General features: G+C 72.6%; 13 protein-coding genes and 1 pseudogene. 9 read left to right on the top strand and 5 right to left on the bottom strand.

Going from position 1 to position 13,415, the window contains the following annotated elements; genetic code table 11:
* Together IE321_RS38030 and IE321_RS38025 are read right to left on the bottom strand one after the other, a co-directional pair.
* Nucleotides 1-890: pseudogene (locus IE321_RS38030) on the bottom strand (hypothetical protein); the annotation flags it as partial.
* A gap of 200 nt (nt 891-1,090) precedes the next feature.
* A complete protein-coding gene (locus IE321_RS38025) occupies nt 1,091-1,624 on the bottom strand; it encodes a hypothetical protein (RefSeq protein ID WP_051842336.1) in 534 nt (177 codons plus the stop codon).
* Between the two features lie 406 nt (nt 1,625-2,030).
* Between IE321_RS38025 and IE321_RS38020 the strand changes: the two genes are divergently transcribed.
* Nucleotides 2,031-2,498, top strand: coding sequence for a GNAT family N-acetyltransferase (locus IE321_RS38020; RefSeq protein WP_190226268.1), 468 nt, complete (start codon nt 2,031-2,033; stop codon nt 2,496-2,498).
* A 55-nt stretch (nt 2,499-2,553) separates the two neighbouring features.
* Here the strand turns inward: IE321_RS38020 and IE321_RS38015 are convergent, their stop codons facing one another.
* Nucleotides 2,554-2,706: a hypothetical protein gene (locus tag IE321_RS38015; protein WP_190226267.1), complete on the bottom strand. Its 153-nt coding sequence runs from the start codon at nt 2,704-2,706 to the stop codon at nt 2,554-2,556.
* Between the two features lie 153 nt (nt 2,707-2,859).
* A complete protein-coding gene (gene phoU / locus IE321_RS38010) occupies nt 2,860-3,540 on the bottom strand; it encodes a phosphate signaling complex protein PhoU (RefSeq protein ID WP_031009786.1) in 681 nt (226 codons plus the stop codon).
* A gap of 286 nt (nt 3,541-3,826) precedes the next feature.
* Here phoU and phoR point away from each other — a divergent pair, with 286 nt between their 5' ends.
* A complete protein-coding gene (phoR, locus tag IE321_RS38005; RefSeq protein ID WP_043226174.1) occupies nt 3,827-5,056 on the top strand; it encodes a two-component system sensor histidine kinase PhoR in 1,230 nt (409 codons plus the stop codon).
* Complete coding sequence (gene phoP, locus IE321_RS38000) at nt 5,053-5,733, top strand: two-component system response regulator PhoP (RefSeq protein WP_043226173.1); 681 nt, start codon at nt 5,053-5,055, stop codon at nt 5,731-5,733. The genes phoR and phoP overlap by 4 nt, the downstream gene beginning before the upstream one ends.
* 113 nt (nt 5,734-5,846) lie before the next feature.
* On the opposite strand, the gene IE321_RS37995 is transcribed toward phoP, so the two are convergent.
* On the bottom strand, nt 5,847-6,479 hold the full coding sequence (locus tag IE321_RS37995) for a DUF461 domain-containing protein (RefSeq protein ID WP_190226266.1): 633 nt from the start codon (nt 6,477-6,479) through the stop codon (nt 5,847-5,849).
* A gap of 702 nt (nt 6,480-7,181) precedes the next feature.
* On the opposite strand from IE321_RS37995, the gene IE321_RS37990 reads away from it, so the two are divergent.
* The 6 genes from IE321_RS37990 to IE321_RS37965 all read left to right on the top strand — a co-directional run bounded on the left by IE321_RS37990 (nt 7,182) and on the right by IE321_RS37965 (nt 13,363).
* A complete protein-coding gene (locus IE321_RS37990; RefSeq protein ID WP_003953493.1) occupies nt 7,182-7,664 on the top strand; it encodes a CarD family transcriptional regulator in 483 nt (160 codons plus the stop codon).
* A 286-nt stretch (nt 7,665-7,950) separates the two neighbouring features.
* On the top strand, nt 7,951-8,700 hold the full coding sequence (gene ispD, locus IE321_RS37985; RefSeq protein WP_190226265.1) for a 2-C-methyl-D-erythritol 4-phosphate cytidylyltransferase: 750 nt from the start codon (nt 7,951-7,953) through the stop codon (nt 8,698-8,700).
* The gene (gene ispF / locus IE321_RS37980) at nt 8,690-9,196 is read left to right on the top strand and encodes a 2-C-methyl-D-erythritol 2,4-cyclodiphosphate synthase (protein ID WP_043226169.1); all 507 of its coding nucleotides are present in this window, start codon (nt 8,690-8,692) and stop codon (nt 9,194-9,196) included. Before ispD ends, ispF begins: the two co-directional genes overlap by 11 nt.
* 73 nt (nt 9,197-9,269) lie before the next feature.
* The gene (gene cysS, locus IE321_RS37975) at nt 9,270-10,667 is read left to right on the top strand and encodes a cysteine--tRNA ligase (RefSeq protein WP_043226168.1); all 1,398 of its coding nucleotides are present in this window, start codon (nt 9,270-9,272) and stop codon (nt 10,665-10,667) included.
* Between the two features lie 90 nt (nt 10,668-10,757).
* A complete protein-coding gene (gene rlmB, locus IE321_RS37970) occupies nt 10,758-11,714 on the top strand; it encodes a 23S rRNA (guanosine(2251)-2'-O)-methyltransferase RlmB (RefSeq protein WP_043226167.1) in 957 nt (318 codons plus the stop codon).
* Nucleotides 11,715-11,821: 107 nt separating this feature from the next.
* A complete protein-coding gene (locus IE321_RS37965; protein ID WP_190226264.1) occupies nt 11,822-13,363 on the top strand; it encodes a DoxX family protein in 1,542 nt (513 codons plus the stop codon).
* Nucleotides 13,364-13,415 lie beyond the last annotated feature (52 nt).

Genomic DNA, 13,415 nt, shown 5'->3' with positions numbered 1-13,415 from the left:
TCCAGGGTCCCCCAGGTTCCGTACAGCTGCCACGAGTCCAGCAGGCCGGTGATCAAGCTGTTCTCGTCGGGGTCGACGCCGAGGTCGGTCACGGTCTGCGCACCGGTGGCCCGGTCGAGGGCGTAGACCTTGCTGCCGCCCTCCCAGCTCAGGTGCGTGGCGGAGAACGCGGGCGCCCCGGGGCCGGAGTCGCCGGCGTCCTGGGTGGAGACCACCTCGGCGGCGGCGAGGTCCACCATGGCGAGCTTGCGCTGCCACGACGTCCCGTCCTTCAGGAAGTACGTGAGCAGGACCGATCCGTCGCTCGCCTGAGTGGAGGCGAGGTACCCGGCGCCGGTCGGAAGTCCCTCGACCTTCCGCTGGGTGAGGGTGCCGCCGGCGCTGGTGACCAGGTGCAGCTCCACGGAGCCGTCCGTCTTCGTCACCTGCGCCAGGATCGTGTCCTTGGAGACGACCTTCAGGTAGGTCGCGTTCAGCGGGCGCAGGTCCATCGTGACGGTGCCGCCACCGGGGGCCATGTCGCGCAGCTGCAGGACCAGGGACCGGGCAGGGTTCGACCCCTTGCCGGTCATGATCACGTCGGTCCCGGAGCCGTCGGCGACCGGGGCGTCGACCGAGGTGACCGCGCCGTCGGCGAAGCGGGTCCACTGGAACACCCGCTTGCCGCCCACCCAGCTGTGGGCCAGGAATCCGGTCTTTCCGGCAGCGGTGAAGATCCCGGAATCCGGGTACGGGACGGGCGCGGCCTGCGTCCCCGCCTCGGCCGTCACGGCGGCGGGCAGGGGAGCGGCGCCGGCCGGCGAGGACAGGACGCCGGCACCGAGCGTGATCGCGAGGACGGTGGTGATCGCGGCGGAGACACCCCGACGAGGTGTGCTGGCGGAGATCAAATCTTCCTCCTTGGGAAGTCGGTTCGACGCGTGAAGCATGTGAGCGCCGTCCTCTGAGACCTCCGGGCCGGACGGAGGGTTGTACGCGGGTGAACCACGGGTTGCGGAAGCAATGCCTCCGCCGCCCGGGGAGCTGTCACGCAGGGTGAGAGGGGAGGTCCGTCGCCCGCCCGGCCCGGGGCCTCTTCGGCGGCGCGGGCTCAGTGCTCCTCGCGGCCGCCCGCCGCCTCGTCGCAGGCGCGATCGCGGAAGTCGTCCAGCGAACTCGTGAGGGTCTCGTCGTCCAGGGTGTAGCGCACCTGCCCCGGCTTCAGGCGGGCCAGGTCCTCCGGGGTGAAGTGGACGGGGACGGCCGACCAGGAGCCGTCCTCGGTCCAGCCCGCGAGGCGGTAGCCGCGGCCCTTCTCCAGACGCTCCGCCTGCGTCTGGGGCGTCCACCGCTCCGCCGCGGGCGCGCCCGCCGTCTGCAGCAGCGGCCAGGAGGTGAAGCCGGTGACCGGGCCGTCGTGGCGCCAGTCGCCGGTGACCTCCCGGGACTCCTTCGGCACGTCGTCGGGGTAGAGCATCGCCCCGTCGACGTGGTCGTGGCACATCAGGAGCACCCCGAGCGGCGTGCCGTCCTCCGCCACCGACACCCCAGCGAGCCCCGCGGGCGCGGGCGAGCAGCCCGTGAGCAGCAGCGCGGCCGTCCCGGCCGCCGCCGCTGTCAGGAGGGTCGCTCGCGCGGAGGGCATGGCCGCAATTCTGGCGGCCGGAGACGGCGATGCCCAGGGGTGACCCACGGTAATCCGAGGTGAAGGGGGGACTGGGGGCGTACGGAGGGGAGGGGGTGTGCGGAGGAGAGGGGGAGCAGGGAGGGCCGGGGACGTGGAGACGACGCGTCGGGGGCGAGGCGCGGGGGAGGCGGAGGCCGGGCGCCGGGGGTCAGTGGGGGCCGCCGGGGGTGCGGAGGAGCGAGGGCTGCCGGGACGCCGGTGGTGCGGGCTGACGGCGGCGGGGGGTATCCGGGCGCGCCAGGACGCCGGGGATACCGGGCGCGCCGGGTGAGCGGGCCGTGCCGGGACGCCGGCGCTGCGTGAGCGCCGACAGTCGGCGGTATCCGGGCGCGCCCCGGCCGCGTGGCTCGATACCGTCCCGTGCATGACACGATCACCGCGCCTGGAGCCGGTCACCCCCGCCACCGTGGACGCCGCTCTCGCCCTGCGGGTCCATCCCCATCAGGAGCGGAACGTCGCGCCCGTCGTGAAGTCGCTCGCCGAGGCGTACGCGTACGGCGAGACGGCCTGGCCCCGGCTGGTCTTCGACGGCGACCGGCTCGTCGGCTTCCTCATGGCCTTTCTCGACATCGTCTGGGACGAGAAGAAGGACCCCGACGACCGGCGCAGCGGACTGTGGCGGCTGAACATCTCCGCCGACGCCCAGGGCGCGGGGTACGGCCGCTTCGCCGTGGACGCCGTCGCCGAGGAGCTGCGCCGGCGCGGCACCGGGCGGATGTACGTGACCTGGGAGCCCGGCGAGGACGGTCCCGGCGACTTCTACCGCCGGCTCGGCTTCCGTACGACCGGCGAGGAGAGCGGCGGCCAGGTCGTCGGCGTGCTCGACCTGTGAGGACGCGCGCGTGAGGGAGGGGAGGGGGCCGCCGGCCTCCTCCCCTCCCTCTGCGTCAGCCCGAGCAGCCGCCGCACTGGCACGGCGCGCCCGACTGGCAGCCGCAGCCGCAGCCCGAGCCGCAGCCGCAGGCGCCCAGGACGGGCAGGTGCGCCGGCTCGTGCGGGGCCTGTGCCGGGGACTCGGTCGTGGTGGGGGAATCGGCCATGGGGGTCCCTCCCTCGCGGGACGCGGATCGTCCCTCGTCCCCCATTCCATGCCCACCGGGACCGGCGCATCAACGGCGCACGGGAGCCCCGTGCGCCGAAGCGCCCCCGTGCGCCCTGCGCGCCCCCTCGCGCCGGGCTGCCCCGCCCCGCTCCTACGCGCCCTCGACCGGGGTGTCCTGCGGCTGGAGCTCGTCCGCGTGCTCGCCCGTCACCAGGTAGACCACGCGCTTCGCCACCGACACCGCGTGGTCGGCGAACCGCTCGTAGTAGCGGCCCAGCAGCGTCACGTCGACGGCCGTCTCGATGCCGTGCTTCCACCGGTCGTCCATCAGGTGCTGGAAGAGCGCCCGGTGCAGCAGGTCCATCTCGTCGTCGTCCTGCTCCAGCTGCATCGCCAGGTCGACGTCCTTGGTGATGATGACCTCGGCGGCCTTGGCCATGAGGCGCTGCGCGAGCTGGCCCATCTGGAGGATGGTCGCGTGCAGGTCGTTGGGGACCGCGCGGTCCGGGAAGCGCAGCCGGGTCAGCTTGGCCACGTGCTGGGCGAGGTCGCCGGAGCGCTCCAGGTCGGCGCTCATGCGGAGCGAGGTGACCACGATCCGCAGGTCCGTCGCCACCGGCTGCTGGCGCGCGAGCAGCGCTATCGCCCGCGCCTCCAGGTCGTGCTGGAGGTCGTCGACCTTCTGGTCCGCGGCGATCACGCTCTCCGCGAGCTTCAGGTCCGCGTCGAGCATCGCCGTGGTGGCGCGCCCGATCGCCGATCCGACCAGGCGGGCCATCTCGACCAGGCCCTCGCCGATCGAATCAAGTTCCTCGTGGTACGCGTCCCGCATGGATGTCCCTCTCTCCGGCAGTGCTCGTCTTCTTCACAGGGTTCTGCGACGGGGGAGGCCGCTCTCCGGCCCCCACGCTCCCACGTTCGGCCCCCTGTGCGTCCGGCTCCATCCCCTCACGTGAACCGGTCTTGGCCTGAAGGTGAACTCTGGGCGACGCGGGGGCCCGTGACTCCCGGGGCAAATGAACCGGCCCCGTCCCCAGGGTGAACTCTGAGCGACGAGTGTTCGAGCAGCCACTCGGACGGCTGGGAGAGTGTCCGTGACCACGCATAACCTGGACGGCATGGACGTGAACGCGGCGGTCGCCGCATTGGCAGCGATCGCCGGCGTGTGCACCGGCGTGATCGCCATGCTGGCGTTCCGCTGGAGCGAACGCGACCAGGCGCGACCCACCCGTACCTCTCTGCACACCGACGCCGTGCTGCCGCCCGGCGTCGACACCGTGCTCTCCGTGCTGCGCTCCTCCGCGGTCGTGCTCGACGAGAGCGACTCCGTGGTGAAGGCCAGCTCGGCGGCGTACGCCCTCGGGCTCGTCCGCGGCGGGAAGCTGGCCGTGGAGCCGATGCTCAACATGGCCCGCGACACCCGCAGGGACGGGGAGATACGACAGGTCGAGCTGGACCTGCCCCGGCGGGGCGGCGGACGCGGCGAGGCCCTCGCCGTCTCCGCGCGCGTGGCCCCGCTGGGTTCCCGGCTCGTGCTGCTCCTGGTCGAGGACCTGACGGAGGCCCGGCGCATCGAAGCCGTACGGCGCGACTTCGTCGCGAACGTGAGCCACGAGCTGAAGACCCCGGTCGGGGCGCTCTCGCTGCTCTCCGAGGCCGTCATGGACGCCTCGGACGACCCCGAGGCCGTCGTGCGCTTCGCGGGCCGGATGCAGATCGAGGCGACCCGGCTGACCAACCTGGTCCAGGAGCTCATCGACCTCTCGCGGGTGCAGAACGACGACCCGCTGGAGGACTCCGAGCCGGTGTCCGTGGACGAGCTGGTCGCCGAGGCGATCGACCGCTCGCGGCACCCGGCCTCCACCAAGCAGATCACCATGGCCTCCGGAGGCTCGGCCGACCTGTTCGTCTGGGGCAGCCGGGGCCAGCTCGCCGCCGCCCTCGGCAACCTCGTGGAGAACGCCGTCAACTACTCGCCGGCCCGGACCCGCGTGGGCATCGCCGCCCGCCGCGTCGCGGCCCCCGGCGGGGACCTCATCGAGATAGCCGTGACCGACCAGGGACTCGGCATCCCGGAGAAGGACCGCGAGCGGATCTTCGAGCGCTTCTACCGCGTCGACCCGGCACGCTCGCGTGCCACCGGCGGTACGGGGCTCGGGCTCGCGATCGTCAAGCACGTGGCCGCCTCGCACGGCGGAGAGGTCACGGTGTGGAGCACCGAGGGTCAGGGCTCCACGTTCACCCTGCGGCTGCCCGAGGCGGGCTCCGCGCGGGACCGCCGGACGCCCGCCTCCCTCACCCCCGATCTCATGACCGAACCGCTTCCTGCACCGGAGGTCCTTCCGTGACCCGAGTCCTTGTCGTCGAGGATGAGGAATCCTTCAGCGACGCCCTGTCGTACATGCTCCGCAAGGAGGGCTTCGAGGTCGCCGTGGCGGCGACCGGCCCCGACGGACTCGACGAGTTCGAGCGCAACGGAGCGGATCTCGTCCTCCTCGACCTGATGCTGCCGGGCCTGCCCGGCACGGAGGTCTGCCGGCAGCTGCGCGGACGCTCCAACGTCCCGGTCATCATGGTGACCGCGAAGGACAGCGAGATCGACAAGGTCGTCGGGCTGGAGATAGGAGCCGACGACTACGTGACCAAGCCCTTCTCCTCGCGGGAGCTGGTCGCCCGCATCCGCGCGGTGCTCCGCCGGCGCGGCGAGCCGGAGGAGGTCACCCCGGCGGCCCTGGAGGCCGGCCCGGTCCGCATGGACGTCGACCGGCACGTGGTGACGGTCGGCGGCGGCAAGATCGACCTCCCCCTGAAGGAGTTCGACCTCCTGGAGATGCTGCTGCGCAACGCGGGCCGCGTCCTCACCCGCATGCAGCTCATCGACCGCGTCTGGGGCGCGGACTACGTCGGCGACACCAAGACCCTCGACGTCCACGTCAAGCGCCTGCGCGCCAAGATCGAGCCGGACCCGGGGGCCCCGCGCTACCTGGTGACGGTGCGCGGTCTGGGCTACAAGTTCGAGCCGTAAAGAGCACCGCCGCTCCGGGCCCCGGGCACTGAGCCCGGAGCACCGGAGCGGTAGTACGCCGGAAGGGGCGCCCCCCAGCGGGGGCGCCCCTTCCGGCGTGTGTGCGGTGCGGCTCAGTGGCCGGCCGTCGGGCCGGCCTCGCCGCCCTCGGTGCCGTGCTCGCCCTCCGTGCCGTGCTCGCCGGCCTCCGCCGTGGCGTCGGCGGTGGGGGTGGCGGACGGCGGGAGCGGGATCTCGGACGGGCCGAAGTCCTTGAAGTAGCTCGTGGACGGGACGACGAAGGCGCTCAGGGCGACGTCGCCGGTCTCGCTCAGCTTGAAGACGACCTTCTGCGCGTCGCCGTTCTTGGCCGCCTCGTGGCCGTTCTCGATCGTGGCGGTGGCGTTGCCCTCGCCGCCGATGACGACGGAGCCGCCGGCGGGGACGACGACCGGGCCGGTGCCCTTCGCGGGCTTCAGGACGACCGCCGCGTTGCTGCCGGGCAGGCTGATCGACTCCAGCGTCTGCTGGGCGCTGCCGTTGTTGAAGACGGTGGCCGAGACGACGGCCGGGCCCTTGGCGCCGGGCGTGGGCTGGGTGATGACGAGCGCGTTCTGGATCTTGACGTCGTCCACCGTGACGGCGGCGTTGTCCGGCCGGACGCCGAGCGTCTGGGCGTCGTTGCCCGCACCACAGGCGGACAGCGCGGCGATCGAGAACACGACGGCGGTGGCGGCGAGAGCGCCGCGTCGAAGGCTGCGGCTCACGGCGGCGGCAACTCCTAGGACGTACGGACGGGAGAGGGACTAAGGACCAGCTAAAGGTGCGTCAGCGCGCTTAGGTTACCGAGCCTGACTCTCCGTCCCGCACCCGACCCGCCCCTTAGCGCCCCCCGCCGTGCCGGAGCCGCGGCCGGAACCCCGCGGGGAGCCGGTCGGGAGCCCCGCCGGGCGCCCCGCCCCGGCCCGTACCGCGCGCCGCTCCGCACCCCGTGGCCGCGCGTCTGTGGGAGACGCCCGCGCGCGGTTCCGCGCGTGGCCGGAACACATCTCATTGGCCTGGCGTTCACATAACCGACGTGATCAATTCTGACGGTCGCGTCGCATTCCGCATCCCTTCCCTTACGGAAAAGCACGGACGGGGCGCCCGCTGATCAATTCCGGATTCTCGGCGTGATCACTCCGTACGAGTGGTCGATCCTCGAACGGAGTACGTGAAGAGGGCCACCCCGGGCGGGGCGAAACGGGACATAACGCCCGCTCCGGCAGGTCCCGGATGTGTGTAACGTGCGCGTTTCTCTCCGTCGACGTAGCCGCTCCGACCTGCGAATACCGCCTTCCGGAAGCCCTCCGCAGCACGCGGGCGACGCACTTGTCAAGCCCCGAGATATGCCCTGACCTGCGGAAACGCCATTCAGAAGAAGCAGTTTCCGTGTTACCCTGGATAGCCACGGAAGGGGTACCTGTCACATGACGTTCAAGGTTGGCGACACCGTGGTCTATCCCCATCACGGGGCCGCGCTGATCGAGGCCATCGAAACTCGCCAGATCAAAGGCGTGGACAAGACCTACTTGGTGCTCAAGGTCGCGCAGGGCGACCTGACGGTTCGCGTGCCGGCGGACAATGCGGAGTTCGTGGGCGTGCGCGACGTTGTCGGGCAGGACGGGCTGGACCGGGTCTTCGAGGTGCTGCGCGCGCCGTACGCCGAGGAGCCGACGAACTGGTCCCGCCGCTACAAGGCGAACCTTGAGAAGCTCGCCTCCGGCGATGTCATCAAGGTCGCCGAAGTGGTCCGCGACCTGTGGCGTCGCGAGCGAGAGCGCGGTCTCTCCGCAGGTGAGAAGCGCATGCTCGCCAAGGCTCGGCAGATCCTGGTGAGCGAGCTGGCGCTCGCCGAGAACACCAACGAGGACAAGGCCGAGGCCCTCCTCGACGAGGTGCTCGCGTCCTGACGCATGGCACCTGCCATGCCCAGCAGCAATGCCGCGGTGCCCGTCGACGCGCTGTGAATCCCGGACTCACGTCCAGGATCCCGCAGTGCCGTCGCCGGGCACCGCGGCATGTCCGTCTCCTCTTAACTTCCCTCCCCATGCGCCCATGAGCCGTACGACGTGCGGCGGCTCGCATGGCGACGCCTCGACCGTCGTCACGGAAAGGGCCCGGTCGAGGCGTCGCATCACAGCCTGCTGACGCCATACCCACGTCGCCCGCGGAAACAAACCTGCCGGAGTGCAACCGATGTCAGACGAAGCGCGTCCTAGCCGTACCGCCGTGGTGATCCCGGCCGCCGGGCGGGGCGTACGCCTCGGTCCGGGCGCCCCCAAAGCGCTGCGCGCGCTGAACGGCACGCCCATGCTCGTCCACGCCGTCCGCGCGATGGCCGCCTCCCGCGCGGTCTCGCTCGTCGTCGTGGTCGCCCCCGCCGACGGCGTCGCCGAGGTCAAGCACCTCCTCGACGCCCACGCCCTGCCCGAGCGCACCGACTACCTGGTCGTCGCCGGCGGCGACACCCGCCAGGAGTCCGTCCACCTCGGGCTCAAGGCGGTCCCCGAGGACGTCACCACCGTCCTCGTCCACGACGCCGCCCGCCCCCTCGTGCCCGTCGACACCGTCGACGCCGTCATCGAGGCGGTCCGCGACGGCGCCGTCGCCGTCGTCCCCGCGCTGCCCGTCGCCGACACCGTCAAGGAGGTCGAGCCGGCCGCGCGGCCCGGCGACCCCGAGCAGGTCGTCGCCACCCCGGTCCGCGCCCGCCTCCGCGCCGTCCAGACCCCCCAGGGCTTCGACCGCGCCACCCTCGTCGACGCGCACGCCACCATCGCCCTCGCCGGCGAGGGCGCCACCGACGACGCCGGCATGGTCGAGAAGCTCGGCGCCCCCGTCGTCGTCGTCCCCGGCCACGAAGAGGCGTTCAAGGTGACCCGCCCCCTCGACCTCGTCCTCGCCGAGGCCGTACTCGCCCGCAGGAGGGTCAACGATGGCTTCTGACCCGCAGCCCGCCCCCGTCGTCCCGCTCGTCGGCGTCGGCACCGACGTCCACGCCTTCGAGGAGGGCCGCGAGCTCTGGTGCGCCGGCCTCCTCTGGGAGGACGAGTCGTACGGCCTCGCCGGCCACTCCGACGGCGACGTCGCCGCCCACGCCGCCTGCGACGCGCTCTTCTCCGCCGCCGGCATCGGCGACCTCGGCGCCCACTTCGGCACCTCCCGCCCCGAGTGGTCCGGCGCCTCCGGCGTCACCCTCCTCGCCGAGGCCGCCCGGATCGTGCGCGCCGAGGGGTACGAGATCGGCAACATCGCCGTCCAGGTCGTCGGCGTCCGCCCCAAGATCGGCAAGCGCCGCGACGAGGCCCAGAAGGCGCTGAGCGAGGCGGCCGGCGCCCGCGTCTCCGTCTCCGGCACCACCACCGACGGGCTCGGCCTGACCGGCCGCGCCGAGGGCCTCGCCGCCCTCGCGACCGCCCTGGTCTACCCGGTGGCGCGCTGACGCCCGCGAAAAACGTGCCCCGCGACCGGGAATCGGTCGCGGGGCACTACCACACGCCCACTACCCTGGACCCGTGACTATTCGCCTGTACGACACCAACGCCCGGCAGATCCGTGACTTCACCCCGCTCACGCCGGGCTGCGTCTCGATCTACCTCTGTGGTGCCACCGTCCAGGCGGCCCCGCACATCGGGCACATCCGGTCGGGGCTGAACTTCGACATCATGCGCCGCTGGTTCGCCTACCGCGGCTACGACGTCACGTTCGTCCGCAACGTCACCGACATCGACGACAAGATCATCGCCAAGGGCCGGGACCAGCAGCGGGCCTGGTGGTCGATCGGCTACGAGAACGAGCGCGCGTTCAACGACGGCTACGACGCGCTGGGCTGCCTGCCGCCCACGTACGAGCCCCGCGCCACCGGCCACGTGCCCGAGATGATCGAGATGATGCGCGGTCTCATCGAGCGCGGTCACGCCTACGAGGCCGACGGCAGCGTCTACTTCGACGTCCGCTCGTTCCCCGGCTACCTGGAGCTCTCCAACCAGGACCTGGACGACCTCCGCCAGCCCGACGAGGGCGTCTCCGGCAAGCGCGACCCCCGCGACTTCGCCATGTGGAAGGCGACCAAGCCCGGCGAGCCCGACTGGGAGACCCCGTGGGGCCGCGGCCGTCCCGGCTGGCACCTGGAGTGCTCGGCGATGGCCCACAAGTACCTCGGCTCCGCCTTCGACATCCACGGCGGCGGCCTCGACCTGATCTTCCCGCACCACGAGAACGAGATCGCCCAGGCCAAGGCCTTCGGAGACGAGTTCGCCCGGTACTGGGTGCACAACGCCTGGGTCACCATGAGCGGCGAGAAGATGTCGAAGTCGCTCGGCAACTCGGTCCTCGTGAGCGAGATGGTGAAGAACTGGCGCCCCATCGTCCTGCGCTACTACCTCGGCACCCCGCACTACCGGTCGATGATCGAGTACAGCGAGGAGTCCCTGCGCGAGGCCGAGGCCGCCTTCGGCCGCATCGAGGGCTTCGTCCAGCGCGCCACCGAGAAGGCCGGCCGGACCGTCGCGCCGGCCGCCGAGGTGCCGCCGGCCTTCGCCGAGGCCATGGACGACGACCTGGGCGTCCCGCACGCGCTGGCGATCATCCACACCACCGTCCGCCAGGGCAACAGCGCGCTCGGCGCCGACGACAAGGACGAGGCCATCGCCCGCCTCGCCGAGGTCCGCGCCATGCTCGGCGTCCTCGGCCTGGACCCGCTCGACCCGCAGTGGGCCGACGGGTCCGGCGGCGGCGAGGAGCTCCACGGCGTCGTCGACACCCTGGTCCGGCTCGTGCTCCAGCAGCGCGAGGCCGCCCGCGAGCGCAAGGACTGGGGCACCGCCGACGCCATCCGCGACCAGCTCACCCAGTCGGGCCTGGTCATCGAGGACAGCCCCGACGGCCCCCGCTGGACCATCGCCAACCGATAGAACGCCGAAGACGTGCCGCCCGGAGCCCCGGGCGGCACACTTCACATACAGACTTTGTACGCACGCAGTTAGAGGAAACAGGTAGCAGTCATGGCCGGGAACAGCCAGCGCAGGGGACGTCGTACGTCGAACAAGAAGGGCGCGACGGTCGGCAGCGGTGGCAAGCGACGCCGCGCCCTGGAAGGCAAGGGCCCGACGCCGAAGGCCGAGGACCGCAAGGGCCACAAGGCGTTCCGCGTCTCGAACGCGATCGCCCGGAACGCCGCCAAGCGCAAGCCCGTCGCCCGCCGCGGCGGCAAGGGCCAGTCCGAGATGGTCGTCGGCCGCAACCCGGTCTTCGAGGCGCTGCGCGACGGCGTGCCCGCCACGACCCTGTACGTCCAGCAGTTCATCGACAACGACGAGCGCGTGCGCGAGGCCCTCAACCTCGCCACCGGCCGCGGCAACATCAACATCATGGAGGCGCCGCGCCCCGAGCTGGACCGTATGACCAACGGCCTCAACCACCAGGGCCTCGTCCTCCAGGTCCCGCCGTACGAGTACGCGCACCCCGAGGACCTCGCCGCGGCCGCCTACGACGAGCACGAGGACCCGCTGATCGTGGCCCTCGACGGCGTCACCGACCCGCGCAACCTCGGCGCGATCGTCCGTTCCGTCTCCGCCTTCGGCGGCCACGGCGTCGTCGTCCCCGAGCGTCGCGCCGCCGGCATGACCGCCGGTGCCTGGAAGACCTCGGCCGGCACCGCCGCCCGCACCCCGGTGGCCCGCGCCACCAACCTGACCCGCTGCCTGCAGGAGTACCAGAAGGCGGGCCTGACCGTCGTCGGCCTCGCCGCCGACGGCGAGGCCGAGGTCCACGAGCTGGAGGCCCTCGAAGGCCCCGTCGTCATCGTGGTCGGCTCCGAGGGCAAGGGCCTCTCCCGCCTCGTCGGCGAGACCTGCGACATCCTCGTCCGCATCCCGATGCCCGGTGGCGCCGAGTCCCTCAACGCCGGTGTCGCCGCCGGTGTCGTGCTGTACGAGGCGGCCCGCCGCCGCATGGCCTGATCGTCGGCCTGCCCCGTACGGGTCAAGCACCCCGGCCGTGATCTTGACGGGTCTCGGACATTCCGAGCATGTCAAGGCAGTGTCCTAACCCCGCGTCACTCGGTTAGATGAGTGTGGACACCAGAACGCCCCGGCCGGGGTTCGACGATCAGCCGGCGCTGAGCATGGTCAAGGTGGATTCCGATCCCGCCCAGGTGATCGTGAACCACGCCAGCTTCCGGGTGCGGCTCGCGCCCGCCCCGCAGCCGAAGTTCGCCGCGAACCCCCGCGTGGCCGCCCACGCGGGGGCGCCGCGGCGCCGCCCCGTCGTGTGGACCGGAAAGGCCACGCCGGGCGCGACCGGGCTCCTCCAGGCCGTGCGCGAGTCGTCGGCCGCCGCGGTCTCCACGCTGGAGCCGACCACCCAGACCATCCCGCGCATCGACGACACGATGCCCACCCCCGTCGTGCCCGCCGAGGCCGCCGTCCCGCTCCTGCCGCCGATGCGGCGGGCCGAGGGCGCCTACGACGACGTGTACGAGATGCGGCCGGAGCCGGCGGCGTACGACGAGGACCGGACGGCGCCCCCGCGGCACGGCTCCGACCCCGTCCGGCACGCCTACTACCCGGGGCGGCGGATGAACCTCGGCGTGGTGCTGCTCCCGCTCCGCGTCTTCCTCGGCTTCATCTCCATCTACGCCGGCATGGGCAAGCTCTGCGACCCCGTCTACTTCGACGGCGGCGAGCGCGGCTCCATGGTCAAGTGGCTCACCCAGCTCCACCCGTGGCCGCTCGCAGAGCCGCTGCGGGACTTCGCGCTCCAGCACCCGGTCGGCGCCGGACTGACCGTCGCCTTCCTCCAGGTCGTCGTCGGCGTCCTCACCGTCCTCGGCCTCTGGCAGCGGGTCGCCGCCGTCGTCGGCGCCCTGCTGTCCGCCGCGCTCATCCTCACCGTCAGCTGGCGGACCGTGCCGGTCTACGACGCGCCCGACATCATCTACCTGGCCGCCTGGTCGCCGCTGATCATCGCCGGCGCCCCGGTCTACTCGATCGACGGCCGGCTCGCGGGCGAGGCGTGGCGGACCCTCGGGCCGCGCGCCGAACTGTGGGAGCTGCGCCGCCGGGTGGCGCGCCGCTCGACCCTCTTCGCCTCCGTGGTCGTCGGCCTCACCCTGCTGATCGGCTCGGTCCTCGGCGGCGCCGTCCGCTCCACCGAGATGGTGACCGTCCCGGGCCCCAACGACGACCCGATCAACCACCTGCCGGGCCAGCCGCTCCCCACCGAGCCCGAGAAGCGCCGCACCCCCTCCGAGTCGCCGCGCGGCGAGCGCCCCGAGCCCTCCGCGTCGACGACCGGCGCGGCCCGCGGCGAGGAGCCGGAGGAGACCCGCGAGGCGAGCCGCCCGACCGAGACCGGCAGCTCCTCCCCGACGCAGGAGCGGCAGCCGACCGCGCCGCGCACCACCGGCGGCGCCACCAGCGGAAGCGGCAGCCGTACGCCGACCCGCTCCCAGCCGGCCCCGCCGCCGTCCACCAGCGACACCCCGAGCACCTCCGGCGGCACCACCGGCGACGGCTCCACCGGCTCGACCGGCGAGCAGCCGCCGACCGAGGGGTCGACCACCGGCGGCGAGGCCCCGAAGAACCCGATCGGCGGTCTGCTGGGCTGAGCCCGGCGCCGTCCGCGCACGAGAGAGGCGGCACCGTCCCCCACGGGACGGT

The sequence above is a fragment of the Streptomyces hydrogenans genome (genome assembly GCF_014656075.1).
Classification (GTDB): domain Bacteria; phylum Actinomycetota; class Actinomycetes; order Streptomycetales; family Streptomycetaceae; genus Streptomyces; species Streptomyces hydrogenans.
The sequence above is the reverse complement of the archived record's forward strand: the minus strand, read 5'-3'. Positions and strand labels throughout refer to the sequence as shown.

Excerpts from the sequence above, each read along its gene's own strand:
- phoR (WP_043226174.1), top strand. The coding sequence starts at position 3,827 with ATGGACGTGAACGCGGCGGTCGCCGCATTGGCAGCGATCGCCGGCGTG.
- phoU (WP_031009786.1), bottom strand. The coding sequence starts at position 3,540 with ATGCGGGACGCGTACCACGAGGAACTTGATTCGATCGGCGAGGGCCTG.
- IE321_RS37965 (WP_190226264.1), top strand. The coding sequence starts at position 11,822 with ATGAGTGTGGACACCAGAACGCCCCGGCCGGGGTTCGACGATCAGCCG.
- IE321_RS37990 (WP_003953493.1), top strand. The coding sequence starts at position 7,182 with ATGACGTTCAAGGTTGGCGACACCGTGGTCTATCCCCATCACGGGGCC.
- IE321_RS38025 (WP_051842336.1), bottom strand. The coding sequence starts at position 1,624 with ATGCCCTCCGCGCGAGCGACCCTCCTGACAGCGGCGGCGGCCGGGACG.
- IE321_RS38020 (WP_190226268.1), top strand. The coding sequence starts at position 2,031 with ATGACACGATCACCGCGCCTGGAGCCGGTCACCCCCGCCACCGTGGAC.
- ispD (WP_190226265.1), top strand. The coding sequence starts at position 7,951 with ATGTCAGACGAAGCGCGTCCTAGCCGTACCGCCGTGGTGATCCCGGCC.
- rlmB (WP_043226167.1), top strand. The coding sequence starts at position 10,758 with ATGGCCGGGAACAGCCAGCGCAGGGGACGTCGTACGTCGAACAAGAAG.
- ispF (WP_043226169.1), top strand. The coding sequence starts at position 8,690 with ATGGCTTCTGACCCGCAGCCCGCCCCCGTCGTCCCGCTCGTCGGCGTC.
- IE321_RS38015 (WP_190226267.1), bottom strand. The coding sequence starts at position 2,706 with ATGGCCGATTCCCCCACCACGACCGAGTCCCCGGCACAGGCCCCGCAC.